The organism is Actinomadura sp. 1N219 (genome assembly GCF_044326405.1).
Lineage (GTDB): Bacteria > Actinomycetota > Actinomycetes > Streptosporangiales > Streptosporangiaceae > Spirillospora.
The window spans coordinates 67,598-91,567 of record NZ_JBIRAY010000005.1; the positions used below are offsets into that span (position 1 = coordinate 67,598).

At 75.1% G+C, this 23,970-nt stretch carries 28 protein-coding genes; 19 read left to right on the forward strand and 9 right to left on the reverse strand.

Translation table 11 applies throughout. The features are described 5' to 3' along the window. The first annotated feature begins 63 nt into the window (after positions 1-63). The 4 genes from ACH35V_RS17745 to ACH35V_RS17760 all read left to right on the forward strand — a co-directional run bounded on the left by ACH35V_RS17745 (position 64) and on the right by ACH35V_RS17760 (position 3,931). Complete coding sequence (locus ACH35V_RS17745; RefSeq protein ID WP_395973558.1) at positions 64-1,311, forward strand: Cmx/CmrA family chloramphenicol efflux MFS transporter; 1,248 nt, start codon at positions 64-66, stop codon at positions 1,309-1,311. Positions 1,312-1,482: 171 nt separating this feature from the next. Next, on the forward strand, positions 1,483-2,013 hold the full coding sequence (locus tag ACH35V_RS17750; protein ID WP_395973559.1) for a hypothetical protein: 531 nt from the start codon (positions 1,483-1,485) through the stop codon (positions 2,011-2,013). 95 nt (positions 2,014-2,108) lie between these two features. Next, entirely contained in the window at positions 2,109-3,281 is a 1,173-nt protein-coding gene (locus ACH35V_RS17755; RefSeq protein WP_395973561.1) for a sensor histidine kinase, read from the forward strand. Next, complete coding sequence (locus ACH35V_RS17760) at positions 3,269-3,931, forward strand: response regulator (RefSeq protein ID WP_395973563.1); 663 nt, start codon at positions 3,269-3,271, stop codon at positions 3,929-3,931. The genes ACH35V_RS17755 and ACH35V_RS17760 overlap by 13 nt, the downstream gene beginning before the upstream one ends. Positions 3,932-3,958: 27 nt before the next feature. Here ACH35V_RS17760 and ACH35V_RS17765 read toward each other — a convergent pair whose 3' ends face one another. Continuing rightward, positions 3,959-4,378 carry a MerR family transcriptional regulator gene (locus tag ACH35V_RS17765; RefSeq protein WP_395973565.1) on the reverse strand — a complete coding sequence of 140 codons (420 nt, stop codon included), beginning with the start codon at positions 4,376-4,378 and terminating at the stop codon, positions 3,959-3,961. Beyond that, positions 4,375-4,746, reverse strand: a complete 372-nt coding sequence (locus ACH35V_RS17770; protein ID WP_395973567.1) for a hypothetical protein — start codon at positions 4,744-4,746, stop codon at positions 4,375-4,377. Before ACH35V_RS17770 ends, ACH35V_RS17765 begins: the two co-directional genes overlap by 4 nt. A gap of 180 nt (positions 4,747-4,926) precedes the next feature. On the opposite strand from ACH35V_RS17770, the gene ACH35V_RS17775 reads away from it, so the two are divergent. Further along, positions 4,927-5,346, forward strand: coding sequence for a YciI family protein (locus tag ACH35V_RS17775; protein WP_395973569.1), 420 nt, complete (start codon positions 4,927-4,929; stop codon positions 5,344-5,346). A gap of 7 nt (positions 5,347-5,353) precedes the next feature. Continuing rightward, positions 5,354-6,604: an RNA polymerase sigma factor gene (locus ACH35V_RS17780; protein ID WP_395973571.1), complete on the forward strand. Its 1,251-nt coding sequence runs from the start codon at positions 5,354-5,356 to the stop codon at positions 6,602-6,604. Here the strand turns inward: ACH35V_RS17780 and ACH35V_RS17785 are convergent. After that, positions 6,573-7,286: a TetR/AcrR family transcriptional regulator gene (locus tag ACH35V_RS17785; protein WP_395973572.1), complete on the reverse strand. Its 714-nt coding sequence runs from the start codon at positions 7,284-7,286 to the stop codon at positions 6,573-6,575. The genes ACH35V_RS17780 and ACH35V_RS17785 overlap by 32 nt on opposite strands. 105 nt (positions 7,287-7,391) lie before the next feature. Between ACH35V_RS17785 and ACH35V_RS17790 the strand changes: the two genes are divergently transcribed. The 7 genes from ACH35V_RS17790 to ACH35V_RS17820 all read left to right on the forward strand — a co-directional run bounded on the left by ACH35V_RS17790 (position 7,392) and on the right by ACH35V_RS17820 (position 13,021). Next, complete coding sequence (locus tag ACH35V_RS17790; RefSeq protein WP_395973573.1) at positions 7,392-8,282, forward strand: virginiamycin B lyase; 891 nt, start codon at positions 7,392-7,394, stop codon at positions 8,280-8,282. Positions 8,283-8,383: 101 nt separating this feature from the next. Next, positions 8,384-9,172 carry an RNA ligase family protein gene (locus ACH35V_RS17795; protein ID WP_395973575.1) on the forward strand — a complete coding sequence of 263 codons (789 nt, stop codon included), beginning with the start codon at positions 8,384-8,386 and terminating at the stop codon, positions 9,170-9,172. Next, positions 9,156-10,280, forward strand: a complete 1,125-nt coding sequence (locus ACH35V_RS17800; RefSeq protein ID WP_395973577.1) for an AAA family ATPase — start codon at positions 9,156-9,158, stop codon at positions 10,278-10,280. The genes ACH35V_RS17795 and ACH35V_RS17800 overlap by 17 nt, the downstream gene beginning before the upstream one ends. Before the next feature lie 75 nt (positions 10,281-10,355). Next, positions 10,356-10,874, forward strand: coding sequence for a phage holin family protein (locus tag ACH35V_RS17805; RefSeq protein WP_395973578.1), 519 nt, complete (start codon positions 10,356-10,358; stop codon positions 10,872-10,874). A 104-nt stretch (positions 10,875-10,978) separates the two neighbouring features. After that, the gene (locus ACH35V_RS17810) at positions 10,979-11,359 is read left to right on the forward strand and encodes a DUF3618 domain-containing protein (protein WP_395974149.1); all 381 of its coding nucleotides are present in this window, start codon (positions 10,979-10,981) and stop codon (positions 11,357-11,359) included. A gap of 19 nt (positions 11,360-11,378) precedes the next feature. After that, positions 11,379-12,398 (forward strand): YihY/virulence factor BrkB family protein, encoded by a 1,020-nt coding sequence (locus ACH35V_RS17815; protein WP_395973579.1) that lies wholly within the window; start codon positions 11,379-11,381, stop codon positions 12,396-12,398. A 53-nt stretch (positions 12,399-12,451) separates the two neighbouring features. Next, positions 12,452-13,021: a GNAT family N-acetyltransferase gene (locus ACH35V_RS17820; protein ID WP_395973580.1), complete on the forward strand. Its 570-nt coding sequence runs from the start codon at positions 12,452-12,454 to the stop codon at positions 13,019-13,021. A gap of 15 nt (positions 13,022-13,036) precedes the next feature. Here ACH35V_RS17820 and ACH35V_RS17825 read toward each other — a convergent pair whose 3' ends face one another. Continuing rightward, entirely contained in the window at positions 13,037-14,008 is a 972-nt protein-coding gene (locus ACH35V_RS17825) for a helix-turn-helix transcriptional regulator (protein WP_395973582.1), read from the reverse strand. Between the two features lie 81 nt (positions 14,009-14,089). Between ACH35V_RS17825 and ACH35V_RS17830 the strand changes: the two genes are divergently transcribed. Further along, positions 14,090-14,839 (forward strand): alpha/beta fold hydrolase, encoded by a 750-nt coding sequence (locus tag ACH35V_RS17830; RefSeq protein WP_395973584.1) that lies wholly within the window; start codon positions 14,090-14,092, stop codon positions 14,837-14,839. 36 nt (positions 14,840-14,875) lie between these two features. On the opposite strand, the gene ACH35V_RS17835 is transcribed toward ACH35V_RS17830, so the two are convergent. Then, on the reverse strand, positions 14,876-16,747 hold the full coding sequence (locus ACH35V_RS17835) for a glycoside hydrolase family 3 protein (protein WP_395973586.1): 1,872 nt from the start codon (positions 16,745-16,747) through the stop codon (positions 14,876-14,878). Positions 16,748-16,916: 169 nt separating this feature from the next. Here ACH35V_RS17835 and ACH35V_RS17840 point away from each other — a divergent pair, with 169 nt between their 5' ends. Further along, entirely contained in the window at positions 16,917-18,134 is a 1,218-nt protein-coding gene (locus ACH35V_RS17840; RefSeq protein WP_395973588.1) for a protein kinase, read from the forward strand. On the opposite strand, the gene ACH35V_RS17845 is transcribed toward ACH35V_RS17840, so the two are convergent. Further along, positions 18,056-19,282: an AI-2E family transporter gene (locus ACH35V_RS17845; RefSeq protein ID WP_395973590.1), complete on the reverse strand. Its 1,227-nt coding sequence runs from the start codon at positions 19,280-19,282 to the stop codon at positions 18,056-18,058. The two genes, ACH35V_RS17840 and ACH35V_RS17845, sit on opposite strands and share 79 nt — an antisense overlap. A 180-nt stretch (positions 19,283-19,462) precedes the next feature. Here ACH35V_RS17845 and ACH35V_RS17850 point away from each other — a divergent pair, with 180 nt between their 5' ends. From ACH35V_RS17850 to ACH35V_RS17860, 3 genes are read left to right on the forward strand one after another with little or no spacing between them, the layout of a single operon-like run. Further along, complete coding sequence (locus tag ACH35V_RS17850) at positions 19,463-19,807, forward strand: ArsR/SmtB family transcription factor (protein WP_395973591.1); 345 nt, start codon at positions 19,463-19,465, stop codon at positions 19,805-19,807. Further along, the gene (locus ACH35V_RS17855) at positions 19,800-20,441 is read left to right on the forward strand and encodes a TIGR03086 family metal-binding protein (protein ID WP_395973593.1); all 642 of its coding nucleotides are present in this window, start codon (positions 19,800-19,802) and stop codon (positions 20,439-20,441) included. The genes ACH35V_RS17850 and ACH35V_RS17855 overlap by 8 nt, the downstream gene beginning before the upstream one ends. Continuing rightward, positions 20,438-20,899: an SRPBCC family protein gene (locus ACH35V_RS17860; RefSeq protein WP_395974150.1), complete on the forward strand. Its 462-nt coding sequence runs from the start codon at positions 20,438-20,440 to the stop codon at positions 20,897-20,899. Before ACH35V_RS17855 ends, ACH35V_RS17860 begins: the two co-directional genes overlap by 4 nt. A gap of 92 nt (positions 20,900-20,991) precedes the next feature. On the opposite strand, the gene ACH35V_RS17865 is transcribed toward ACH35V_RS17860, so the two are convergent. After that, a complete protein-coding gene (locus ACH35V_RS17865) occupies positions 20,992-21,543 on the reverse strand; it encodes a YdeI family protein (protein WP_395973594.1) in 552 nt (183 codons plus the stop codon). A 162-nt stretch (positions 21,544-21,705) separates the two neighbouring features. Here ACH35V_RS17865 and ACH35V_RS17870 point away from each other — a divergent pair, with 162 nt between their 5' ends. Then, entirely contained in the window at positions 21,706-22,269 is a 564-nt protein-coding gene (locus ACH35V_RS17870) for a dihydrofolate reductase family protein (RefSeq protein WP_395973596.1), read from the forward strand. A gap of 24 nt (positions 22,270-22,293) precedes the next feature. On the opposite strand, the gene ACH35V_RS17875 is transcribed toward ACH35V_RS17870, so the two are convergent. Beyond that, a complete protein-coding gene (locus ACH35V_RS17875; RefSeq protein ID WP_395973598.1) occupies positions 22,294-23,169 on the reverse strand; it encodes a sigma-70 family RNA polymerase sigma factor in 876 nt (291 codons plus the stop codon). A gap of 144 nt (positions 23,170-23,313) precedes the next feature. Beyond that, entirely contained in the window at positions 23,314-23,910 is a 597-nt protein-coding gene (locus ACH35V_RS17880) for a TetR family transcriptional regulator (RefSeq protein ID WP_395973599.1), read from the reverse strand. Positions 23,911-23,970: the final 60 nt, after the last annotated feature.

Genomic DNA, 23,970 nt, shown 5'->3' on the forward strand with positions numbered 1-23,970 from the left:
CGCGACGGTGCGTCCGCGCCCCTTCTTCGATGCCTCACGACACGACTGTGGAGTTCCTCTCCCATGCCATTCGCCATCTACGTCCTCGGGCTGGCGGTCTTCGCCCAGGGAACGTCGGAGTTCATGCTGTCCGGGCTGAATCCGGACATCGCCCGCGAACTGAACATCCCCATCTCCGCGGCCGGCGCGCTGACGTCCGCGTTCGCCGCCGGAATGATCGTCGGAGCGCCGCTGATGGCGGTGCTCAGCTTGCGCTGGCCGCGCCGCCGGGCGCTGCTGGCCTTCCTGGTCGCCTTCATGCTCGTGCACGTCGTCGGGGCGGTCACGTCCAGCTTCGCGGTGCTCCTGGCGACCCGGGCGCTCGGCGCGCTGGCCAACGCCGGCTTCCTCGCCGTGGGGCTCGCGACCGCGACCGCCATGGTCAGGCCGGACGCCAAGGGACGCGCGACCTCCGTCCTGCTGGGCGGCATCACGCTGGCGTGCGTCGCCGGAGTGCCCGCCGGCGCCGCGCTCGGCCAGGCCCTCGGCTGGCGGTCGGCGTTCTGGGCGGTGGCGCTGATCTGCCTGCCGGCCGTCTTCGCCGTCCTGCGCTCGGTGCCCGCCGGCGTCCCGGCGACCGGCACTCCAGACGACCGCGCGAACGACCGCCCGGCCGGGGCCCGGGGCCAGCTGCGGGCGCTGCGCAGCCCCCGGCTGCTCGTCGTGCTGCTGCTGGCGGCGCTGGTGAACGCCGCGACGTTCTGCACCTTCACCTATCTGGGTCCGCTGATCACCGAGGTCGGCGGGTTCTCCGAGGACTGGGTGGCGCCGGTGCTGGCGCTGTTCGGTCTCGGGTCGTTCGCCGGAGCGACCGTCGGCGGGCGGATGTCCGACACGCGGCCCATGCTGGTCCTGGTCCCGGGCGGGATCGCCTTGCTCGCCGGGTGGACGCTGTTCACGGCCGCGGCCGGAAACCAGGTCGTCGCGCTCCTGCTCGTCTTCGTCCAGGGAACCCTGTCGTTCGCCGTCGGCTCGACGCTGATCACGCGGATCCTGTACGCGGCGACGCGTGCGCCCTCGCTCGGCGGGGCCTTCGCGACCTCGGCGCTCAATGTGGGCGCGGCCGCCGGGCCGGCTCTCGGCGGCGCCGCCATCGCGGCCGGGCTCGGCTACCGGTCGCCGCTGTGGCTCAGCGCGCTGCTGGTGGCGGCCGCGTTCGTCACGGCCGGTGTCGCGCAAGCCGTCCGGAGCGTCCGGGCCGCCCGGGGCATGCGGGCCTCGGCGCGCGAGGACGTGCCAGCGTCCGGCATCGCGGAACGGCCGCGCGCATGACCGGCTTCTGGGCCCGCGAACCGCCGCAAGTCCCGCACGCGGATGTCCGCGGGCTCCAGACCGGGCCGGGCCTATCGGGCGGTTGGCGGGACCCGTCCCGTGCTCGGTCCCTATCTTGAGGACCCCCGGCTGCACGGATCGGACGTGCGCGCAGAGCAAAGGAGTCCCGTCATGGCTCGTCCACGCGCTGGTTCCCGTCTTCGCGCCGCCGCCGGGCTCGCCGCGGCCGCCGCCTTGGGCCTCGCCGGATGCGGGGGTGACGGCAGCGGCGCCGCGTCCGCGAGCGGTTCGCCCTCCGCCGCGAAGGCGGCTCCGGCCACGCCGACGGCGTCGCCGACACCGCCGCCTGCGGACGGGACGAACCTGCGCGCCTGCAAGGACGGCGCCTGCGAGGTGAAGGTGACGCGGCGGGTCACCATCCCGATGGACGAGGAGAAGCTCGAAGTCAGCACGATCAAGGTGACGTCGCTCAAGGGCGACGCGATCTCCTTCGAGGTCGGCCTCCCGTCCTCGGGCGCGTTCGACTTCAACTGCGAGGGCGATCCCCGCTGCCAGACGATGGTCGTCGGCCCCGCGTACGGGTCGTCCGGGAACGCGAAGATCACCGCGCATCCCGGTGCGCGGGTCAAGGCCAACGGGGTCGTCATCGCCGTCGTCTCGGCGTCGGAGGGGACGGCCGTTCTCCGCATGAAGCCCCGGTAGCCGAACAGGTCTGGGGGGCGGCTCCGTTCGCGGGCGGGGCCGCCACCGACTTTGGTCGGTGTCGGCACTGTGACCTGCGGGGCTAGCCTTCGCACGTGAACGAGAAAACTGACGGACTGGAATCCGCCGCCCCGTGCCGGCGGCGCGGCAGGCGGCCGGACGTCGCGATCGTGCTCGCCGTCACCGGCGCGCTGGTGTCGCTGACGATCTGGGGCCGGTACAGCGCGGACGTGCCGGACGGGCGGCTCGCCCTGGACATCGCGATCGGGGCGGCGGCGTGGCTGCTGTCCCCGGCGCTGCTGTGGCGTCCGGTGGCGGTCGCGGTGGCGCTGACCGTGCTGGCGGCTGTGTCGCCGGCCGCGACCCCGGCGGCGACGCTGGGTGCGTTGCAGGTCGCGCAGCGCCGCCCGTTCCCGGTCGCCGCCGGGATCGCCGTGGCGGGCGTCGGCGCGCACGTCGTGCAGGGGTGGTGGCAGCCGTCGGACGGGATCTCGTTCGGCTGGTGGCTGCTGCTGATCTCGCTCGGGTACGGCGCGCTGATCGGCTGGGGCGCGCTGGCGCGGGCGCGCCGGGCGCTGCTGGAGTCGCTGCGCGAACGGGCCCGCCGCGCCGAGGCCGAGCAGGGCCGCCGGGTCGCCGAGGCGCGCATGGCGGAACGCGCCCGGATCGCGCGGGAGATGCACGACGTGCTGGCCCACCGGCTGTCGCTGCTGGCCACCTACGCGGGCGCGCTGGAGTACCGTCCGGACGCGCCGCCGGAGAAGCTCGCGCACGCCGCCGGGGTGGTCCGCGCCGGGGTGCACCAGGCGCTCGACGAGCTCCGCGACGTGATCGTCCTGTTGCGGGAGGACGAGGCGGAGGAGGGCCGCCCGCAGCCCGTGCTGGACGACGTGTCCCGCCTGGTGGAGGAGTCGCGGGACGCGGGCGGGCGGGTGGAGCTGCGCGACGAGGTCGTCGACCCCGGCGCGCTGCCCGCCGCCGCCGGGCGGACCGCGTACCGGGTCGTCCAGGAGGCGCTGACCAATGCGCGCAAGCACGCGGCCGGCCGTCCCGTCCGCGTCGAGCTGCGGGGACGGCCCGGGGCCCGGCTGGTCATCGACGTCCGCAACCCGCTGCCCGACGACCCGGGCGCCGCGCCCGCCGCGCCCGGCAGCGGGACGGGACTGGTCGGCCTGACCGAGCGGGTGCGGCTCGCCGGCGGCCGCCTCGACCACCAGGCCACCGCGGACGAGTTCCGGCTGCACGCCTGGCTGCCATGGCCCGCGTGACCCGGCCCCTGCGCGTCCTGATCGTGGACGACGACGCGCTCGTCCGCGCCGGGCTGTCGATGATGCTGGACGGGACCGCCGGCATCACCGTGGCGGGCGAGGCCGCCGACGGCGACCAGGTGCCCGCGGCGGCCGACGCGCACGCGCCCGACGTCGTCCTCATGGACCTGCGGATGCCGCGCGTGGACGGCATCACCGCCACCCGCAGGCTCCGGTCCCGGACGAACCCGCCCGAGGTCGTCGTGCTGACGACGTTCGACTCCGACGAGAACATCCTGCGGGCGCTGCGCGCCGGGGCCAGCGGGTTCCTGCTCAAGGACACCCCGCCGGAGGAGATCGTCGACGCGGTCCGGCGGGTCGCGGCCGGGGACCCGATCCTTTCCCCGCGGATCACCCGGCGGCTCATGGACCGCGCGGCCGTCGAGGCCGGCGCGCACCAGCGGGCCCGCGCGGCGCTCGGCCGGCTCACCCCGCGGGAGAACGACGTCGTCCTCGCCATCGCCCGGGGGCGCTCCAACGCCGAGATCGCCGCCGAGCTGTTCATGGGCGTCGCGACCGTCAAGGCGCACGTCTCCAGCGTCCTGACCAAGCTCGACCTGGACAACCGCACCCAGATCGCGCTGCTGGCCCACGACGCCGGCCTCGCCTGACCCGGCCCCGCGGCAGGGCGGTGCCGCCTACTCTGCGGGGAAGGGCAGCGGGCAGCCGGGCTCGGCGGCGCAGGTCACCAGGTCGTCACAGCCCGCGGCCAGCGCGGACCGCAGCGTCGCTGCGACGGCGGCCAGCTCGTCGATCCTGGCCTCGATGCCGGACAGTTTGGCGCGCGCCCGTCCCGCGAGCCCGGCGCCCGGCGCGGCTCGTCCCCCGGCGCCCGCAGCCAGGAGCCCGGCCACCTCGTCGAGGGTGAAGCCGAGCCGCTGCGCGGTCTTGATCACGCGGAGCAGGGTGACGGTCTCGGGCGGGTAGACGCGGTGCCCGCCGGGGGTGCGGGCGGGGTCGTCGAGCAGGCCGCGCCGCTCGTAGTACCGCAGCGTCTGCGGGTTCACCCCGGCGGCCGCCGCGACCTGCCCGCTGCGCAGCCCCGCCCCGCCGGTCACGCTTGCTCCTCGCGCGGGGACGGCCCGGCGCTGAGCACGCTCTCGGCGCGGGCGGTCAGCGCGTCCAGGACGCCGGTGTGCGCGGCGGGGACGGCGACGTCCATCGTCAGGTCCCCGCCGGAGACGGTCACGGTGAAGGTGAAGAAGGAGCAGCAGGCGTTCTCGCGGGCCGCCAGGGAGGCGGCGCGTCCCGCCGTCTCCGGGCCGGGCCGCAGCCGGACCCGCGTCCGTCCCGGGCCCGCGCGTTCCACGCCGGTCGCCGCCTCGGCGAACAGCGCGTCGAACTCGGCCTCCCGCAGCGGCCGTTCGGCCGTCGGCAGCGTGCACGCCCGCGCCCCCTCGGGCGCCCAGGCATGGTTCACGTCCATGTTTCGACGGTAACCCTGTACCGCGGTCCCGGATGCAAGCCCGCTGCCCGCCGCCCTGATGCGGGTTTCGGGGCGGGCATTTCCGGGGTGCACGCTGTGAAGGTGTCGAACGGGGCGCGGCGGCTCCGACGTCTCCGGTGAGAGGCGCCGGAGGGGCGCCGGGACGAGAGGGAGACGGCCATGAAGTACATGATCATGCTGTACGCGTCGCAGCGGGACTACGACGAGATGGCGGGCATGGTGCCCGCGGGCGAGGCGGTCTGGACGGCCGAGGACCTGGCCGCGATGGGCGCGTTCATGGAGAAGTTCAACCAGGACCTGGTCGAGTCGGGCGAGTTCGTGGACGCCAACGCCCTGGCCGCGCCCATCCACACCCGCAGGTTCCATTCCAGGGACGGGGTGCCGGTCGTCACCGACGGCCCCTACCCCGAGACCGCCGAGGTCCTCGCCGGGTACACGATCATCGAGTGCGACGGCTTCGACCGCGCGTCGGAGATCACCGCGCGGCTGAGCGAGTGCCCGGCGCCCGCGGCCGCGCAGGGCAGCGCCTACGCCGACCTGCGGCCGCTCGTCGACGGCCGCGCCGACCTGGAGGGATGACCGCGCCATGACCGGCGGCCGGCGCGGGGCCGGGTTCGGGGACCTGCTGCGCCCGCTGGCGCCGCAGGTCCTCGGCGCGCTCGTCCGCCGGTACGGGCATTTCGACGCCGCGGAGGACGCCGTCCAGGAGGCGCTGATCGCCGCCGCGGCGCAGTGGCCGGACGGCGGCGTGCCCGACGACCCGCGCGCCTGGCTGATCACCGTGGCGTCGCGGCGGCTGACCGACCTGCTGCGGGCCGAGCAGGCGCGCCGCCGCCGCGAGGACGCGGTCGCCGCGTTCCGGCTGCCGGAACAGTGGCTGTCCCCCGCCGCCGACAGCCCGCCGCGCGACGCCGACGACACGCTGATCCTGCTGTTCCTGTGCTGCCATCCGGTGCTGACCCCGGACCTGCGGATCGCGCTGACGCTCCGTTCGGTCGGCGGGCTGACGACCGGGGAGATCGCCCGCGCGTTCTTCGTCCCCGAGCCGACGATGGGCCAGCGGATCAGCCGCGCCAAGAAGCGGATCAGGGACAGCCGCGTCCCGTTCCGGCCGCCCGCGCCGGAGGAGCGCGCCGAGCGGGTCGCCGCCGTCCTGCACGTCCTGTACCTGATCTTCACGGAGGGGTATGCGAGCACGGCGGGGCCGGGCCTGTTCCGTCCCGACCTGTCGGCGGAGGCGATCCGGCTGGCGCGGATCGTGCACCGGCTGCTGCCCGGCGACGGCGAGGCGGCGGGGCTGCTGGCGCTGATGCTGCTCACCGACGCGCGCCGTCCCGCCCGGACGGCCCCGGACGGCGCGCTGGTCCCGCTCGCCGAGCAGGACCGGAGCCGGTGGCGGTCCGGCGACATCGCCGAGGGCCTGGAGCTGGTGTCGGCGACGCTCCCCCGCGGCCCGGCCGGCCCCTACCAGGTGCAGGCGGCGATCGCGGCGCTGCACGACGAGGCCGCGTCGGCGGACGAGACGGACTGGCCGCAGATCGCCGCGCTGTACGAGGTGCTGCTGGGCATGTCCGGCAACCCGATGGCCGCGCTGAACCACGCGGTCGCCGTGGCGATGGCGCGCGGCCCGGCGGCCGGGCTCGCCCTGCTGGAGAAGCTGGATTCGGACCGGCGGATCTCGGGGCATCACCGGCTGCACGCGGTCCGCGCGCACCTGCTGGAGATGTCGGGCGACGCGGCGGGCGCGCGCGAGTCCTACCTGGCGGCGGCGGGGCGCACGCACAGCGTCCCCGAGCAGCGGTACCTCAACGCGCGGGCGGCGCGCCTGTCCCCGTGACGCCCGCACCGGACACGCCCGCACCGGACACGCCTGCGTCGGTCGAGTGCTGGCGGAAGACGCCGGCGCGGGCGGCGGCGATGGCCGCCGCCGCGGCGCGGTCCGCGCAGGCCTCGTCGACCGGCTCGCCGGTGATGAACAGCCGGTGGTACAGGGGCGCGACGGCGGCGCGGACGACGTCGGCGGCGTCGGTCCCCGCCGGGACCTCGCCCCGCTCGGCGGCGCGCCGCACCACGGCCGCGGCCTGCTCGTGCCGCCGCGCGAAGAAGGCGTGCAGGGCGCGCGCGGCCTCGGCGCTCTGCGCGGCGGCCGACACGAACGCCCGCGTGACGGGCCCCTGCCGGGGGTCGGTGAAGCCGGTCAGGACGAGCCGCGCGATGGCCCGCAGGTCGCCGTGCAGGGTGCCGGTGTCGGGGACGGGCCACGGTTCGCCGGCCGCGGCGTCCAGCGCGTCGGCGACGAGCCCGCCCGCGCCGCCCCAGCGCCGGTAGACGGTGGTCTTGTGGACGCCGGAGCGGGCGGCGACGGTCTCGACGCTGAGCCCCCGGTAGCCGTGCTCGGACAGCTCGGCGAGCGTGGCCCGCCGGACGGCCTCGCGCACCCGCGCGGTGCGGCCGCCGGGGCGGACGCTCCCGGGCCCGGCGGCGGTCACCCGCCCCGCCTGCATTCGCAGTGCCCGCACTCGCCCTGCCTGCGAGATCTCACATCCCGATCGTAACGCAACATTGGTTGCGTTAACCTCGCCATCGGACGGAAACAGCAGATGAGGGACGAGGGGGGACGATCCATGCCGCAGGGTTCACATGCCACGATCAGGGAGTTCACGGTCGCCGGTCCGGACGCGGGCCCGTACGGTGTCGCCGCCGGGCCGGACGGCGCGGTGTGGTTCACGCTCGTCCACGCGGGGCGGGTGGGCCGGATGACGCCGGACGGGGACCTCGCCGTCCACGGGCCCGTCCCGGCCGGGCCGACGACGATCACGGCGGGCCCGGACGGCGCGCTGTGGTTCACCGCGTACGGCGGCGGCGCGATCGGCCGGATCACCCCGGAGGGCGAGGTCGTCGAGTTCGCGGTCCCGGACGGCGGCGGCCCGTGCGGGATCGCCGCCGGGCCCGACGGGGCGCTGTGGTTCACCCGGATGCAGGGCGGGAGCATCGGCCGCGTCACCGTCGACGGGCACGTCACCGACCATCCGCTGCCCGCCCGGGACGCGCTGCCTTCGATGATCGCGCGGGGCCCGGACGAGGCGATGTGGTTCACCCTCAACCAGGGCAACGCGGTCGGCCGGATCGGGATGGACGGGGACGTGACCGTCCATCCGCTGCCCACCGAGGGGTCCGCGCCCGTGGGCATCGCGGCGGGTCCGGACGGCGCGCTGTGGTTCACCGAGATCGGCACCGGGCACATCGGGCGGATCACCACCGACGGGAAGGTCACCGAGTTCCCGCTGCCCGACCCCGCGGCCCGGCCGCACGCGATCGTCGCCGGGCCCGGCGGGGACCTGTGGTTCACCGAGTGGGGCACCGCGCACGTCGCCCGGATCACGCCGGAGGGCCGCATGGACGAGCACCCGCTGCCGACCCCCGGCTGCGAGCCGCACGGCATCGCGCTCGGCCCGGACGGCGCGCTGTGGGTGGCGCTGGAGACCGGCGCGCTCGCCCGCGTCACCGTCAGCTGACCCGGGGCGGGCCCAGAGCGGGCGCGGGGCGGGCGCGGCGCGGGCCCGGCCGGGGTGAAAACCGGTTGGCACGGCCGGCGGCGTTCGTTAGAACGGTCGGCATGCTCCGCAAGTACCCCCGGACCCGGCACATCGAGGGCTCCCGGCTGCAGCCGGGCGACCACGACCTCGCCTCGGCGCCGTTCGCGGCGATCGCCGGGCGGTACCTGGTGGTGGAGGAGAAGCTCGACGGCGCCAACGCCGGCATCAGCTTCACCGCGGAGGGTGAGCTGCGGCTGCAGAGCCGCGGCCACTACCTGACGGGCGGGCCGCGCGAGCGGCAGTTCGGGCCGTTGAAGGCGTGGGCGGCGTCCGTCCAGCATGTCCTGCGCGAGCGGCTGGGCGACCGGTACGTCCTGTACGGGGAGTGGCTGTACGCCAAGCACACCGTCTTCTACGACGCGCTCCCCCACTATTTCTGTGAGTTCGACGTCCTGGACCAGTCCGACGGGACGTTCCTGTCCACGGCGGCGCGCCGCGAGCTGCTCGACGGCACGCCGGTGGTGTCGGTGCCCGTCCTGCACGAGGGCCCGCTGGAGGACGTGGCGGCGCTGACCGCGTTCGCGGGCCCGTCGACCTGCCGCACCCGCGGTTGGCGGGACGCGCTGCGCGCGGCGGCGGAGGCGGGCGGCGCCGACCCGGCCCGCGTCGCCGAGGAGAGCGACGCCTCCGACGAGATGGAGGGCCTCTACGTCAAGGTGGAGGAGGGCGGGAGGACCGTCGACCGCTACAAGTGGGTCCGGCCGAGCTTCCTGACCGCGATCCTGGACTCGGGGACCCACTGGCAGGAGCGTCCCATCGTCGCCAACGGCCTCGCCGACCCGGAGGTGCTGTATGCGGGTGTTCGATGACCTGTGCCCCGCGCCGCCGCACTGGGACCTCGACTGGGCGCGGATCCGGGGCGCCTTCGACTGGGTCCGCGACATGGCCGGCGTCCCGCAGGACGCGGTGTTCCACGGCGAGGGCGACGTGGAGACCCACACCCGGATGGCGTGCGAGGCGCTGGCGTCGCTGCCGCGGTGGCGGGCCCGCCCGCACGCGGAACGGGTGCGGCTGTTCGCGACGGTGCTGATGCACGACATCGCCAAGCCGCACTGCACCGCCGTCGACGGCGACGGCCGGATCACCGCGCGCGGCCACTCGCGGCGCGGCGACCTGATGGTGCGGCGGATCCTGTGGGAGCTGGACGCGCCCGTGGAGTGGCGCGAGCACGTCGCCGCGCTGATCCGCCACCACCAAGTGCCGTTCTGGGCGCTGGAGCGCCCCGACCTGCAGCAGATCGCGTTCCGCGTCAGCCTTTTGGCCCGCAACGACGATCTGGTGCTGCTGGCGTCGGCCGACATCCTCGGCCGCGTCTGCCCCGACACCGCCGAGCTGCTGGAGAACGTCGGCCTGTACGGGGAGTACTGCGCCGAGCAGGACTGCCTGGACGGGCCGCGGGCGTTCCCGTCCGACCACGCCCGGTTCTGGTACTTCCGCAAGCCCGGACGCGACCCCGGCTACGCCGCCTACGACGACACGCGGCTGACCGCGACCGTCCTGTCCGGGCTGCCGGGCGTCGGCAAGGACCACTGGATCGCCGCGAACCGCCCCGGCGTGCCGGTCGTCAGCCTGGACCGGCTGCGCGCCGAGCTGGGCGTGTCCCCGGCCGGGGACCAGCGCGCCGTGGCGGCCGCCGCGCACGACCTGGCCCGCGAGCACCTGCGCGCCGGGCGGTCGTTCGTGTGGAACGCCACCAACGTGTCCCGGACGCAGCGCGAGGCGTGCACCGGCCTCATCGCCGGCTACCGGGGACGGGTGGAGGTCGTCGCGCTGGAGGCGCCGCCGCGGGTGGTCCGCGACCGGAACCGGGGACGGTCCGCGCCCGTGCCGGACGCGGTGATCGACCGGCTCGTCCGCCGCTGGGAGACCCCGGACCCGACCGAGGCCCACCGGGTCCGCTGGCTCACCACCGCCTGAGTTTAGGCGGCGAGCAGGGGGAACGGCTTAACCCAGGCTTCTAGTCGAGCGGACACGCGGAGGGGGCCGGAGGTCATGAGCATCGTGCGGCAGGCACACAACGGCGAAACCGGGGCCGGATCCGAGGCCGTGCCCGGGAACGGGCCCGGCACCGCGGGCGCCCACCGGCACGACTACGGACGCGCCCCCGAGTTCGACGGCCACCGCCGCGAACCGGGGACCGGCGAACTGGTCAAGCAGGCCACGCAGCAGGTGTCGGACCTGATGCGCGCCGAGCTGCGGCTGGCGGTGGCGGAGCTGAAGGACAAGGGCCGCCACGCCGGGACCGGCGCCGGGATGTTCGGCGGCGCCGCGCTGGTGGCGCTGTACGGGGTGGCGGTGCTGCTCGCGGCGGCGGTCGCCGCGATCGCGCTGGCGCTGCCGGTGTGGGCGGCGGCGCTGATCGTCGGCGGGTTCCTCATGCTGGTCGCGGGCGTCCTGGCGGTGCTGGGACGGTCCCAGACCAGGCAGGCCACGCCGCCCAAGCCGGAGCAGGCCATGGACGGGGCCCGGCAGACCGTGGCCGAGCTGAAGGAGAGGGCGACGCACCGATGACGACGCAGGACAAGCACGAAACGGCGCAGGACAAGCACGAGACGGCGCAGGGCAGGCACGGGACGGCGCGGGGCAAGCACGGCGCCGCCGCCGGGACCGAGGAGCTGCGCCAGGAGGTCGACCGGGCGCGCCACGACCTCGGCGAGACGGTGGAGCAGCTCGCGGCGAAGGCCGACGTGAAGGCGATGGCCAGGGAGAAGGCCGCGCAGGCGAAGGAGCGGGCCCGCGACGCCGCCGCCCGCGCCCGTGACGCCGGCGGCGCGGAGCAGGCCAAACGCGGCGGGATCGTGGTCGCGTCGGCGGGCGCGGTGGCGCTGGGGGCGGTGTGGCTGCGGCGGCGCCGCTCGTCCGGGACGCGCTGGGGCCGCCCGTCCAAGCCGGGATGGGGCCGCTCGTCCAAGTCGAAGATGCCGTGGGGCGGTAAGTCGAAGGCGCCGTGGGGGCGGGCCGCCCGGATGCGGCGCGGCCGCCGTCCGATCCGCTGAGGGGGAGGGAGCCCCGGCCATGACCGCACCCGGCGCGCCCACCGACCTGCCCGCGACCACGTGGGGACGGGCCCTGAAACGCACGGCCGGCGAGTACCAGAACGACAACCTGTCCGACTGGGCCGCGGCGCTCACCTACTACTCCGTGCTGTCGATCTTCCCGGCGATGCTGGTGGTGGTGTCCCTGGTGGGCCTGGCTGGCACGTCGGTGACGCAGGACCTGATCGCCAGCGCCGGCGACATGGCGCCAGGGTCGGTGAAGCAGCTGCTGGTCAGCTCCATCACCCAGCTGCAGGGCAACCGCGCCGGCGCGGGGATCGTCGCGCTGGTGAGCCTGGCGGCGGCGATCTGGTCGGCGTCGGGGTACGTGGGGGCGTTCATGCGGGCGTCCAACGTCGTCTACGACATCCCGGAGGGGCGGCCGTTCTGGAAGACCGTCCCGCTCCGCGTCATGATCACCCTGGTGACGCTGGTGCTGCTGTCGGCGTCGGTGATCGCGGTGGTGGTGTCGGGGCCGCTGGCCCGCGAGGCCGGCGACCTGCTCGGGCTCGGCTCGCAGGCGGTCACCGTGTGGAACATCGCCAAGTGGCCGGTGCTGCTGGTGGTGATCGCGTTCCTGTTCTCGCTGCTGTACTGGGCGGCGCCCAACGCCAAGCGCCGGTTCCGGTGGGTGACGCCGGGCGGCGTCCTGGCGATCGTGCTGTGGCTGGCGGCGTCGGGCCTGTTCGCGCTGTACGTGTCGGGGTTCTCGTCCTACAACAGGACCTACGGCAGTCTCGCGGGGATCATCGTGTTCCTGGTGTGGCTGTGGATCACGAACCTGGCGATCCTGCTGGGCGCCGAGCTGAACGCCGAGCTGGAACGCGGCCGCGCCGTCGAGGAGGGCGCCCGTCCGGGCGAGGGGCCGTACGTGGAGTTCCGCGACACCCGAGGGTTCGACGACGACGAACGCCGCGCGGCGGGCATCGCGGAGGACTCCGGCGACGAACCCCGCACCGGCGACGGGGCGGGGACGGGTCATGGCGCCCGCCGGGCCTAATCTGCGGGGATCACGGGTCGCACAAGACCGGACACGGTGAATAGGATCATCGCATGCTGCGTCCGGCTTACCCGATCGAGACCGAGCGGCTGACCCTGCGGCCGTTCCGCGAGGGCGACCTTGAGGGCCTGTACGCCTACCAGTCGCTGCCCGAGGTGGCGCGGTTCCTGTACTGGGAGCCGCGGAACCTGGAGGAGTCGCGGGAGTTCCTGAAGCAGAAGATGAGCGCGTCCACCGTGGAGAAGGAGGGCGACTGGCTCGTCCTGGCGGTGGTGTGGCGCGAGACCGGCGACCTGATCGGCGAGGTCAACCTGCAGTGGCGCAGCAGGGAGCACCGGCAGGGCGAGATCGGCTACATCTTCAACCCCGCCTACCACGGCAAGGGGTTCGCGACCGAGGCCGCCGAGGTCGTGCTGCGGCTGGGGTTCGAGGGCATGGACCTGCACCGGGTGTGCGGGCGGCTGGACGGCCGCAACGCCGCGTCCGCGCGGGTGCTGGAGCGGCTCGGGATGCGCCGCGAGGCGCATCTGATGCAGAACGAGATCGTCAAGGGCGAGTGGAGCGACGAGGTCGTGTACGCGATGCTGCGGCACGAGTGGGACGCCCGCACCGCCTCCTCCTGACCCCCGGGCGGTGGGTCACCGCCTGGCCTGCTCCTCCAGCGTCCGCGCCAGGTCCAGGACGTGGCCGCGCAGCTCGGCGGGACGGCGGACGACGAACGGGAACCCGAGCCCGGCGAGCATCCGCGCCATCCCGTCCAGCCGCTCGGCCCGCGCGAGCATGACCACTCCCCCGTCCTGCTCGGTGAGCGTGGCGGTGGTGGCGGGGACGCGGCGCCGCGCCTGGTCCAGGGTGGTCTCCAGCAGCACCTCGACCTCGTGCGCGTACGGGACGCGCGCCAGCGACCGCGTGACGTGCTGGACGGGGTCGACGCCGCCGGGGATCTCGAAGCGGGCGGCGCCCGGCTCGGCGGACACGACCCGGTCGACGCGGAACGTGCGGATCTCGCCGCTGCGGTGGTCGTGGCCGGTGACGTACCAGCGGCCGGAGTGGAACACCAGCCCGTAGGGGTCCAGGTCCCGTTCGGTCTCGGCGTCCCGCCACGACCGGTACCGCAGCCGGACGCGGCGCCGCTCCCGCGCCGCGGCGGCCAGGGTGAGGACCGCGCCGGTGTCGGGCGCGGCGGCGTCGCGGACGGCGAGGGTGAATTCGAGGGTGTCGCGCAGCGCCTGGACGCGGTCGCGGAGCGCGGCGGGCAGCACCCGCTGCACCTTGGCCAGGGCGCTCTCGGTGGCCTGCGCGGGCAGCCCGATCCGCCGCCCGGCGAGCAGCCCGAGGACGACGGCGGTGGCCTCGTCGTCGGTGAGCATGAGCGGCGGCAGCTTGTAGCCGGGCATGAGGCGGTACCCGCCGTGGCGGCCGCGTTCGGCGACGACGGGGACGCCGAGGTCCTCCAGCCGCGCCGCGTACCGGCGGACGGTTCGCTCGTCCACGCCGAGCCGCCGGGCCAGGTCCCCGCCGCGCATGCGGTGGTTGGCCTGCAGCAATTCGAGCATGGCCAGGACACGGGTCGTCGGATGCGACGACCCGGACGGCGGGGAATGTGACACGGGTCGCTCACCTAATCTGGGCGGTTTCTGTCCGGTATCGACCGTAGCGTGTGGTGACACCACCGAGAAAGGACGGCTGACATGGCAACGTTCGTACTGGTCCCCGGATACTGGCTCGGCGCGTGGGCGTGGGACGAGGTGGCCGGTCCGCTGCGCGCCGCGGGCCACGACGTCCACGCGGTGACGCTGAGGGGCATGGCGGAGCGGGCCGGGGAGGCGGCGCCGGACGTGGACGTCGACGCCCACGCCGCCGACATCGTCGAGGTCGTCGAGGGCGGCGGCCTGACCGGGGTCGTGCTGGTCGCGCACAGCGGCGCGAACATGGCCGCGACCGCCGCGTCCGACCGGATCCCGGAGCGGATCGCGCGGATCGTCTACGTCGACACCGGGCCGATGCCGTCGGGCCTGGCGGGGATCGACTTCCACGACCCCGAGGCGCGGGCGGCGCTGGAGAAGCAGGTCGCCGAGGAGGGCGAGGGGTGGCTGATCCCGGTGCCGCCGTTCGACCCGGCCGCCGACCCGGTCAACCTCGCCGGGCTGACCGGGGAGCGGCTCGCCGAGATGCGCGAGCGCGGCACCCCGCAGCCGTTCGGCACGGCCACGCAGCCCGCCGCGCGTCCCGACCCGGTGCCGGACACGCCCCGCACGCTGATCGCCAGCACGATCCCGCTGGCCGCCGTCCGGCAGATGGGCGAGGACGGCCACCCGGTCTTCGCCATGATGACCGGCCCCGGCTGGACGTACCGGGAACTGCCCACCGGCCACTGGCCGATGCTCTCCGAGCCGCGCGAACTGGCCGCCCTGCTGGACGAACTCGCCGCGCTCGACTAGCGCTCGGCCGGCGCTCCGCTAGGCGCCCAGCTTGGGTCAGCGGCCGTAGCCGAGGCCGTGGCCGAACGGGTAGAGGGCGGTGCCGGGCTCGTCGCGGACGGGGATCGTGACCGGCAGCCGTCCGCGCGGGTCCAGCTCGCCGATCAGCGCCTTGCCCAGCGACCGCAGCGCCTCGGCGGTGTAGGAGTAGGTGGCCAGGTAGGTGGCGGCCTCGGGGAACCAGGCGATGTCGTAGGGGTCGCGGACGGCGACGACGATGACGGGCTTGCCGGTGGCGACGAGGGCCTTGACGAGGTTGGTCTGGCCGGGCCCGTTGTGGCCGGGCTCGTCCTTGACGTCCCAGGCGCGGTTGGTGACGGCGACGACGAGGTCCTGGCCCTGGGCGGCGGCGACGGCCTGGTCGATCTGGGCCTGCCCGGGGCTGAGGCCGGTCTGCCGGACGGTGGCGGTGGCGCCGCGCCGGGCGAACTCGGTGCCGAGCGCCGCCGTGGTCGACACGCCCCACCCGGTGACGAGCACGTCGCGGGCGCCCGGCCGCAGCGGCAGGACGCCCGCGCCGTTCTTGATCAGGGTGGTGGTGCGGTCGGCGGCGCGCTGCGCGGCGGCCAGGTTCTCCGGCGTCCCGACGACGTCGCCGATCTCGGATTCGTCGGCGTAGGGGTCGCGGAACAGGCCGCGCTTGTGCTTCAGCTCCAGGACCCGGTACACCGACTCGTCGATGCGCTTCTCGGTCAGCTCGCCGGACTTCACGGCGGCGACGACGGCGGCGAGCTGGCGGGGGAACACACCGGTGCCGCCGGCGTCGGCGGGCGGTTTGAGCAGGACGTCCGCGCCGGCCTTGAGGGCGAGGACGGGGATGCGCTCGTCGCCGTACTTGGCGCGGACGCCGTCCATGTCCAGGGCGTCGGTGACGACGACGCCGCGGTAGCCGAGCCGCTCGCGCAGGATGCCGGTGAGGATGGGCCGCGACAGGGTGGCGGGGTCGCCGGAGGCGTCCAGCGACTTCACCACGATGTGCGCGGTCATGATCGAGTCGGCGCCGCGGGCGATGGCGGCGCGGAACGGCGGCAGGTCGAGCCGCTCCCACTCCGCGCGGGTGTGGTCGATCTCCGGGACGCCGGTGTGGCTGTCGGTGGTGGTGTCGCCGTGCCCGGGGAAGTGCTTGACGGTCGGGGTGACGCCCCCGGACCTATACCCGCCGATCTGCGCGGTGACCATGGACGACACCAGCGCCGGGTCGGACCCGAAGGACCGGACGCCGATGACGGGGTTGGCGGGGTTGACGTTGACGTCGGCGTCGGGCGCGTAGTCCTGGTTGACGCCGATGGCGCGCAGCTCCCGTCCGGTGATGCGGGCCAGGGCGCGGGCGTCGCCGGTGCTGCGCCCGGCGGCCAGCGCCATCGCGCCGGGCGACTGGGTGGCGGGCGGCTGGACGCGGGCGACGATGCCGCCCTCCTGGTCGATCGCGATCGTCGCGGGGATCCGGTGGCGCTGGGCGAGGGCGGCGCGCTGGATGCCGTTGGAGAACGCGGCGAGCTGGTGCGGGTCGGTGACGTTCTCGCCGTAGTAGATGAACCCGCCGGGGTTGTAGCGGGCCATGACCTGCGCGGCGTTGTCGGCCCCGTACAGCTTGCGGTTGGCGGCGACGGCGGCCGGGTCGGCGGTGTCGGCGCTCTTGCCGTAGATCTGCAGGACGAACAGCTGCGCGGCCTTCTCCTCCAGCGTCATCGACCGCAGGACGCGCATCAGCTGCGGGTTCCTTCCGTGCCCGGCGCCGGCCTGCCCAGCGCCGGCGTGCGCGGCGTCGGCGTGGGCGGTGGGTGCGGCCAGGGCGGCGAGGCCGGTGGCGGCGAGCGTCCCGGCGGTGAGTCCGGCGAGCCATCGAAGGCGCGTGCGGGGACGGTACATGTGGGCTCCCTCCCGTCCCCCGAGCAGTCCCGACGATCAAGGTTCTCCCTGCAAGTTAACCCCGCGCCGCGCGCCCGTCCACCACCCGCGGCCGCGCCGGAACCGGCCGCGTGGCCGGTACAGGGCAATGATCACTTTGGTCCGGGCGCGGCGGCTAGCGTGGGGCACCGTGGAGATCGGCGGCCGGTACCGGCTGGTGCGCGAGCTGGGGCGCGGCGGCATGGGGCGGGTGTGGGAGGCGGCCGACGGGGTGCTGCGGCGTCCGGTGGCGGTGAAGGAGGTGCTGCCGCCCGAGGGCCTGGAGCCGGACGAGCGGCGGCGGCTGATGGCGCGGGCGGTGCGGGAGGCGCGGGCGGTGCGGGAGGCGCGGGCGGCGGCGCTGCTGGAGCACGAGTCGATCGTCGTGGTGCACGACGTCGTCGTCGACGCCGGCCGGCCGTGGATCGTGATGGAGCTGGTCGAGGGCGTGACGCTGCGGGAGGCGGCGCCGCTGCCGCCGGCGGAGGCGGCGCGGGTCGGCGCGGCCGTGCTGGGCGCGCTGCGCGCCGCGCACGCCGCGGGGGTGCTGCACCGGGACGTGACGCCGGGCAACATCATGCTCGCCCCCGGCCCGGCGGGCGGGGTCGGGCGTGTGGTGCTCACCGACTTCGGCATCGCCGAGATGGCCGGGGACCCGGCGCTGACCAGGACGGGGACGGTGATCGGCAGCCCCGGCTACATCGCCCCCGAGCGGCTGGACGGCGGGGTCGTGGACGGCCGCCTCCGGCGCGTGGAGGGGGCAGACCTCGTCGGCGCCGGTGATCTCGAACCGGCGGACCTCGCGTCCGGTGCGGGCCTCCAGCAGCCGGACGAGGTAGCGCGTCCGGTAGAGGGCGACCTCGCCGGTCCGGCGGCGCTCCAGGACGGTGACCCGCGAGTACCTGGGGCATCGCGCCGCTTCCTCGCCGAGTCCGGCGCCGTCGTCGATCGGCTCGGCGCAGGAGACCAGCCGCACCCGTCCGGGCGCGGCGGGCCGCCAGGTGGACGGCGGCTTGTCGGGGTCGGCGGAGGCGCCGCCGCCGGGCCCTCCCCCGCCGTAGATCACGACCGGGTGCGGCCCCGAGCCGCGATAGGGGGCGGCGCGGGTGAACGCCGTCCCCTGGCAGACCGGGTACCAGTCCTGGCCGGTGGCGCGCGGCGGCAGCCAGTCGACCCGGTCGGGCCCGGCGGTGGCGTGCCAGACCGCCGACGCGGCCACCGCGGCGGCGACGGCGAGGAGCAGCCACCGGTTCCGCCGCGCGGACTCCGCCACGCCCCGACGTTAAACGATCATTTGCGGCGCAGCCATCGCCAGATCGCGCCGGCGGGCGCGTCCGGCTCGGTGAGGGGATGCTCCTCGATGTCGTAGCGCCGCACGTACGCGCCCGCGAACGCCTGCACGCTCGCGCCGACGGGCAGGGCCAGCAGCACCCCGATGGGCCCCATGACGGCCGCGCCGGCCAGGATCAGCCCGAACGCGACGGCCGGGTGCATGTCCAGGGTGCGGGCGGTGATGCGGGGCTGCAGCAGGTAGTTCTCCAGCTGCTGGTAGCCGATGACGAACAGCAGCATCCACAGCGCGGTCGACGGCGCCACGGTCAGCGCGATCAGCACCGGCACCGCGCCCGCCAGGTAGGTCCCGACGGCGGGGATGAACTGCGACACCACGCCCACCCACAGCGCGAGCGTCGCGGCGTAGGGGATGCCGAGCCCGATCATGGCGATGAAGTGCGCGACGCCCGACAGCAGCGCCAGCAGCGCGCGGGAGTAGATGTAGCCGCCGGTCTTCTCGACGGCGATCTCCCACGCCCACAGCACCTGCCGCTGCCGTCTCGGCGGGAGCAGGGAGCACACCGTCCGGCGGAACTGCGGGCCCTCGGCGGACAGGTAGAAGGTGAACAGCAGGACCCCGAGGCCCTTGAAGATGACGCCGAACGCGGTGGCGCCGATCCCCCACACGTTCCCGGCCAGGGACGACAGGTGCCGGGTCAGCGTGTCGGTGACGGTCGGCAGCCGCTGGAAGAGGGTGTCCTGCGACAGCCGCGTCCCGAACGTGGAGTTGATCCAGCCGATGAGGTGCCGGACGTAGCCGGGGAACCCGTCGATCAGGTTCATCGCCTGGGTGGCCAGCAGCGACCCGATGCCGCCGAGGAACCCGCCGACGAGCACGGCGATGACCAGGAACATCACGGCGGTGGCGGGGCCGCGCCGCCAGCCGCGCCGGGCCAGCCAGTTGACGCCCGGCTCGATCGCGAACGCCAGGAACAGCGACGTCAGCAGGAGCAGCAGCAGCTCCCGGAGCCGTTCCAGCAGCCACAGCCCGGCCAGGAACAGCAGCACGACCGCGCCGGCGAGCAGGAACGCCTTGGGCAGCCACGGCGGCATCCGGCCGGGCGGCCCGGCGCTGCCGCGTCCGGCGGCGGACGGTCCTCCGGCGAGCTCGGCGGGCCCGGCGGGGGCGTCGGGAGGGATGTCGGCGGGCGCGTAGGCGGCGCTGTCGCCCGGCGTCTGCGGCATCCCCGCACGCTAACCGCGTGGCCCCGCCCGCCCCGGCGCGCATGGCCCGGCGCGGGCGCAACCTTTGCCGAGATTTCAGCCGCCCCACCCACCCGCCGAACGCCCGTCCTTGACCGGACGGTTATAGAACCATTAGGTTAACGACCCTGGTCATGAAAGTGGTCATGAAAGCAGGTGGTCATGAGCGATGCCGCCACGGGCGCGCTCGACGCGACGTTCGCGGCGCTGGCCGATCCGACCCGCCGGGCGATCCTGGCGCGGCTGCGCAGCGGCGAGGCGTCGGTGTCGGAGCTGGCCGCGCCGTTCGACATGAGCCAGCCCGCGGTGTCCAAGCACCTGAAGGTGCTGGAGCGGGCGGGGCTGATCTCGCGGGGCCGCGACGCGCAGCGCCGGCCGTGCCGGCTGCGTCCCGGCCCGCTCGAGGACGCGGCGGGCTGGCTGGAGAACTACCGCGCCTTCTGGGAGGACCGCTTCCAGAACCTGGACATCCTGCTCGACGAGCTGAAGGGGACCGACGATGAGTGAGTTCGAGGAGCAGTACCGCGGCCGCGCCGACGCGGCCGGCGCCGAGGAGATCGCGGCGCGCTACCGGCGCCGCGCGGACGCGTTCGGCGCGAAGGTCGCCGCCGTCCGCGCCGACCAGTGGGAGAACCCGTCGCCGTGCGAGAAGTGGACGGCCAGGGACGTCGTCCGGCACATCGTCGACATGCACGGGGTGATGCTGACCCCGATCGGCCGTGCCCTCAGCGCCGCGCCGGGCGTCGCCGAGGACCCGGCGGCGGCGTTCCGCGCGGCCCGCGCCGACGTCGAGGCCGTGCTCGCCGATCCCGCGCTGGCGGGGCGGGAGTGCGACACGCCGTCCGGGCGGCTGACCGCGCTGCAGCACATCGACCAGGTCGTCAGCCGGGACCTTCCGCTGCACGGCTGGGACCTGGCCAAGGCCACCGGGCAGGACGACGCGATCGACCCGGCCGACGTCGAGGAGGCGTCGTCCAGCATGGACGCCATCCCCGAGGAGACGCTGCGGATGCTGCGGACGCCGGGCGCGTTCGGCCCGGGCGTCGAGGTCTTCGGCCCGGAGGTGAAGGTCGGCCCGGACGCCTCCGCGCAGGACCGGCTGCTGGCCTTCATCGGCAGGGATCCGCGTTGGCGGCCGTGACGGTCGCCACCCCCTCGGACCGGGCGATCGTCATGTCCCGGGACTTCGCCGCGCCCCGCGCGCTGGTCTTCGCGGCCTGGACCGAGCCCGATCTGGTCAGGCGCTGGTACGGCGCGCACGGCTGGGACGTGGTGGCGGCCGAGATCGATCTGCGGGTCGGCGGCGCCTGGCGGTTCGTGTGGCGGGGCCCGGACGGGGCGGGCATGGCCGCCGGCGGCGTCTACCGCGAGATCGACCCGCCGGCCCGGCTCGTCTACACCGAGGCGTTCGACGACGCCTGGTATCCGGGCCGGGCCGTCGTCGCCCACGACCTCACCGAGCGGGACGGGACGACGACGCTGTCCACGACGTTCCTGTTCGAGTCCAAGCGGATCCGCGACCTGGTCATCGAGTCCCCGATGGCCCGAGGCGTCGCCGAGGGCTACGACCGCCTCGACACCGTCCTGCGGGAGCCGTGAGGCCCCGCCTTCTCAGGCGCCGCGCGGGGCGGCGGAGCACCGCGATGTGCCCAGCAACCGGCGACCCGCGCGGCGGCCCCTGGCAAAAATGATCAAGCCGGGCGGTCGTCGAGGAGTGCGGAGATCGCCTTGTCGAGGCGGGCGCGGCGTCCGGCCGGGGTGCGGGCCTTGAGCAGCGGCAGGATGACCTGGTAGCGGCGGGTCTTGTCGAGCGCGTCGAAGCGGGCGGCGGCCTCGGGGCGGGCGGCGAGCGCCTCGGCCAGGTCGTCGGGGACGGTGGCGTCGCGCTGGGCGGCGTAGGCGGCGTCCCACCGTCCGTCGGCCTGGGCGGCGGCGACCTCGGCGAGGCCGGGGGGACGCATCCGCCCCTCGGCGGTGAGCTGCTCCACGCGTTCGACGTTCACCCGCGACCAGGGGCTGCCCTTGCGGCGGCGCGAGTACCGCTGCAGGTAGCTGTGCTCGTCGTGGGACTTGCGCTGGCTGTCGATCCAGCCGTAGCACAGCGCGACGTCCAGCGCCTCCCGGATCGTGATCGAGGCGGCCGGGGCGCCCTTCTTGGCGATCTTCAGCCAGACGCCGCCTTCGGCGTCGTGGTTGTCGGCCAGCCACGCCTCCCACTGGGCGGCGTCCGCGAAGTGCATCATCGCCCCAGCATCACCCACCGCTCCCGTCCAATGAAAGAGCCCGCCGACCAGGGGCGGGGCGGGCGTCGGGGCGGACGGTTCGGGCAGGGGCCGTAAGGATCCCGTAAACGGGATCGGGCACGCTGCGGGCACGTCACGAAATCACCCGGAAGGACACATACCGTGCGGAAGTTCAAGCTCCAGGTCCAGATGAGCGTCGACGGCTACATGGCCGGCCCGGACGGCGAGATGGACTGGCTGACGTTCCCCTGGACCGACGACGTCAACGCCTACGTCGGCGCGCTGACCAGGCCCGTCGACACCATCGTGCTGGGCCGCAGGCTCGCCGAGGGGTTCATCCCGACGTGGGAGGCGGGGCCCGAAGGCGAGGACCAGGAGTCGATCGACTGGATGAACGACACGCCGAAGGTCGTGTTCTCCAGGTCGCTGGCCGAGTCGCCGTGGAAGAACGCCGTGGTCGAGGGCGGGGACCTGGCCGGGGCGGTGCACCGGCTCAAGTCCGCGCCGGGCGGCGACCTGATCGCCTACGGCGGCGGGACGCTGGTGCGGGGGCTGATCGCCGAGGGGCTGCTGGACGAGCTGCACCTGTTCGTCAACCCGACCGCGCTCGGCGCCGGGATGCCGGTGTTCCCCGACACCGGCGCGAAGCGGCCGCTGCGGCTGGTGACCGCGCGGCAGTTCGACTGCGGGATCACCGCGCTGCACCTGGAGCCGCAACGACCTTGAACGCGGCCACCCCGACCGGCCCGGTCAGTGGTCGTCGAGGACGGCCAGGTCGAGCCGCCGCAGCCGCCCGGGGTCGGCGATCAGCTCGTATTCGGCGACGCGGCCGTCCCGGACGGTGATCGCCATTGCCAGCAGGAGGCGGCCGTGCGGGGCGACGACGGCGCCGGCGCGCCCGTCGACCAGGGCGGGTTCGGCGTGGCGGGCGCGGCGGCCGAACAGCTCGATCTCGCGGGCGACGGCGTCGGCGCCGCGGACGACCGGGTCGCGGCCGGGCGGGAGGACGGCGGCGTCGGCGCGGCGGACGACGTCGGGCGCGAGGACGGCCAGGAGCGCGTCCAGGTCGCCGCCGCGGGCGGCGGCGAGGAACGCCTCGACGACGCGGCGCTGCCGGGCGAGTTCGGCGGCGGGCACGGCCGCGGCGCCGCGGACGCGGCGCCGGGCGCGGCTGGCGAGCTTCTTGGCGGCGGCGGGGGTGCGGCCGACGATGGCGGCGATCTCCTCGAACGGCACGGCGAACACGTCGTGCAGGACGAACGCGACGCGTTCGTTGGGGCCGAGGGTGTCGAGCACGACGAGCATGGCGCGTCCGACCTGGTCGAGCAGCTCGGCCTCGCGTTCGGGGTCGCCGTCGCCCGCCTGGACGGGAGGCTGCCAGCCGTAGGGTTCCTCGCGGCGGGCGGTGCGGGCGCGGAGCATGTCCAGGCACAGCCGGGACACGACGGTGCGCAGCCACGCCTCCAGGTTGTCGATGCCGGCGGGGTCGGTGCGCGACAGCCGCAGCCAGGCCTCCTGGACGGCGTCGTCGGCCTCGGCGGCCGAGCCCAGCATCCGGTAGGCGACCGCGCGCAGCCGCCCGCGGTGCGCCTCGAACCGCTCGGCCAGCGCGCCGTGCTCGTTCATCGGTCACCTTTCCTCGTCGCGGTGCGTCTGCGGGGTGGGCGTCCGTTGGACGGCGCGGCAGGGAGGGAGCCGATGATCCGATAGGAGCAGGGTATCGGCGCCGGGCGGCCGCCGCTCACCCCGGTGCGGGCCAGGGCGGCGGTGTCAGGGCGGCGGTGTCAGGGCGGCGGCGATGACGGTGGTCACCGTCCTGCGGACGGCTTCGGCGTCCGGCGGGGCGGACCCCGGGTCGGCGAACAGCATGTGCCCGGCGCCGATCAGCGTGCCCGCGAGCGTGTCGACGTCGGCGGCGGCGTCGAGGCGGCCCAGGTCCCGCTCGCGGTCGAGGTAGGAGGCGATCATCCCGGCGGCCTCGGTGAGGATCGGGACGCCGGCGGGCCGGGTGCGGCGCAGCCGGGCGCGCAGCCCGTCGCGGAAGGTGACGAGCGCGACGATCGCGACGGCGGCCGGGCCGAACACGGCGGTGAGCGCGGCGGTGAGGTTGCCGGTGACGGTGCCGGTCCCGGCGGCGCGGCGCAGGGCGGCGGCCTGGGCGTCGATGCGGTGGACGCGGGCCTGCACGAACTCGGCGAGGAAGTCGTCGAAGTCGGCGAAGTGCCGGTGCAGGACGCCCTTGGCGCAGCCCGCCTCGGCGGTGACGGCGCGGCTGGTCAGCGCGCTCGGCCCGGCGCGGAGCAGGACGCGGTCGGCGGCGCCGAACAGCTGCTCGCGCACGTCGCGGATGTGCACCCCGGTCGGCACTGTGACCCCTGTCCCCCGGCGGTCGGATGGGCGGTCGGATGGGCGGTCGCCCACTGTACC

Excerpts from the sequence above, each read along its gene's own strand:
- ACH35V_RS17745 (WP_395973558.1), top strand. The coding sequence starts at position 64 with ATGCCATTCGCCATCTACGTCCTCGGGCTGGCGGTCTTCGCCCAGGGA.
- ACH35V_RS17770 (WP_395973567.1), bottom strand. The coding sequence starts at position 4,746 with ATGGACGTGAACCATGCCTGGGCGCCCGAGGGGGCGCGGGCGTGCACG.
- ACH35V_RS17850 (WP_395973591.1), top strand. The coding sequence starts at position 19,463 with ATGAGCGATGCCGCCACGGGCGCGCTCGACGCGACGTTCGCGGCGCTG.
- ACH35V_RS17815 (WP_395973579.1), top strand. The coding sequence starts at position 11,379 with ATGACCGCACCCGGCGCGCCCACCGACCTGCCCGCGACCACGTGGGGA.
- ACH35V_RS17830 (WP_395973584.1), top strand. The coding sequence starts at position 14,090 with ATGGCAACGTTCGTACTGGTCCCCGGATACTGGCTCGGCGCGTGGGCG.
- ACH35V_RS17790 (WP_395973573.1), top strand. The coding sequence starts at position 7,392 with ATGCCGCAGGGTTCACATGCCACGATCAGGGAGTTCACGGTCGCCGGT.
- ACH35V_RS17805 (WP_395973578.1), top strand. The coding sequence starts at position 10,356 with ATGAGCATCGTGCGGCAGGCACACAACGGCGAAACCGGGGCCGGATCC.
- ACH35V_RS17760 (WP_395973563.1), top strand. The coding sequence starts at position 3,269 with ATGGCCCGCGTGACCCGGCCCCTGCGCGTCCTGATCGTGGACGACGAC.
- ACH35V_RS17800 (WP_395973577.1), top strand. The coding sequence starts at position 9,156 with ATGCGGGTGTTCGATGACCTGTGCCCCGCGCCGCCGCACTGGGACCTC.
- ACH35V_RS17750 (WP_395973559.1), top strand. The coding sequence starts at position 1,483 with ATGGCTCGTCCACGCGCTGGTTCCCGTCTTCGCGCCGCCGCCGGGCTC.
- ACH35V_RS17820 (WP_395973580.1), top strand. The coding sequence starts at position 12,452 with ATGCTGCGTCCGGCTTACCCGATCGAGACCGAGCGGCTGACCCTGCGG.
- ACH35V_RS17775 (WP_395973569.1), top strand. The coding sequence starts at position 4,927 with ATGAAGTACATGATCATGCTGTACGCGTCGCAGCGGGACTACGACGAG.
- ACH35V_RS17865 (WP_395973594.1), bottom strand. The coding sequence starts at position 21,543 with ATGATGCACTTCGCGGACGCCGCCCAGTGGGAGGCGTGGCTGGCCGAC.
- ACH35V_RS17875 (WP_395973598.1), bottom strand. The coding sequence starts at position 23,169 with ATGAACGAGCACGGCGCGCTGGCCGAGCGGTTCGAGGCGCACCGCGGG.
- ACH35V_RS17855 (WP_395973593.1), top strand. The coding sequence starts at position 19,800 with ATGAGTGAGTTCGAGGAGCAGTACCGCGGCCGCGCCGACGCGGCCGGC.
- ACH35V_RS17835 (WP_395973586.1), bottom strand. The coding sequence starts at position 16,747 with ATGTACCGTCCCCGCACGCGCCTTCGATGGCTCGCCGGACTCACCGCC.
- ACH35V_RS17795 (WP_395973575.1), top strand. The coding sequence starts at position 8,384 with ATGCTCCGCAAGTACCCCCGGACCCGGCACATCGAGGGCTCCCGGCTG.
- ACH35V_RS17780 (WP_395973571.1), top strand. The coding sequence starts at position 5,354 with ATGACCGGCGGCCGGCGCGGGGCCGGGTTCGGGGACCTGCTGCGCCCG.
- ACH35V_RS17845 (WP_395973590.1), bottom strand. The coding sequence starts at position 19,282 with ATGCCGCAGACGCCGGGCGACAGCGCCGCCTACGCGCCCGCCGACATC.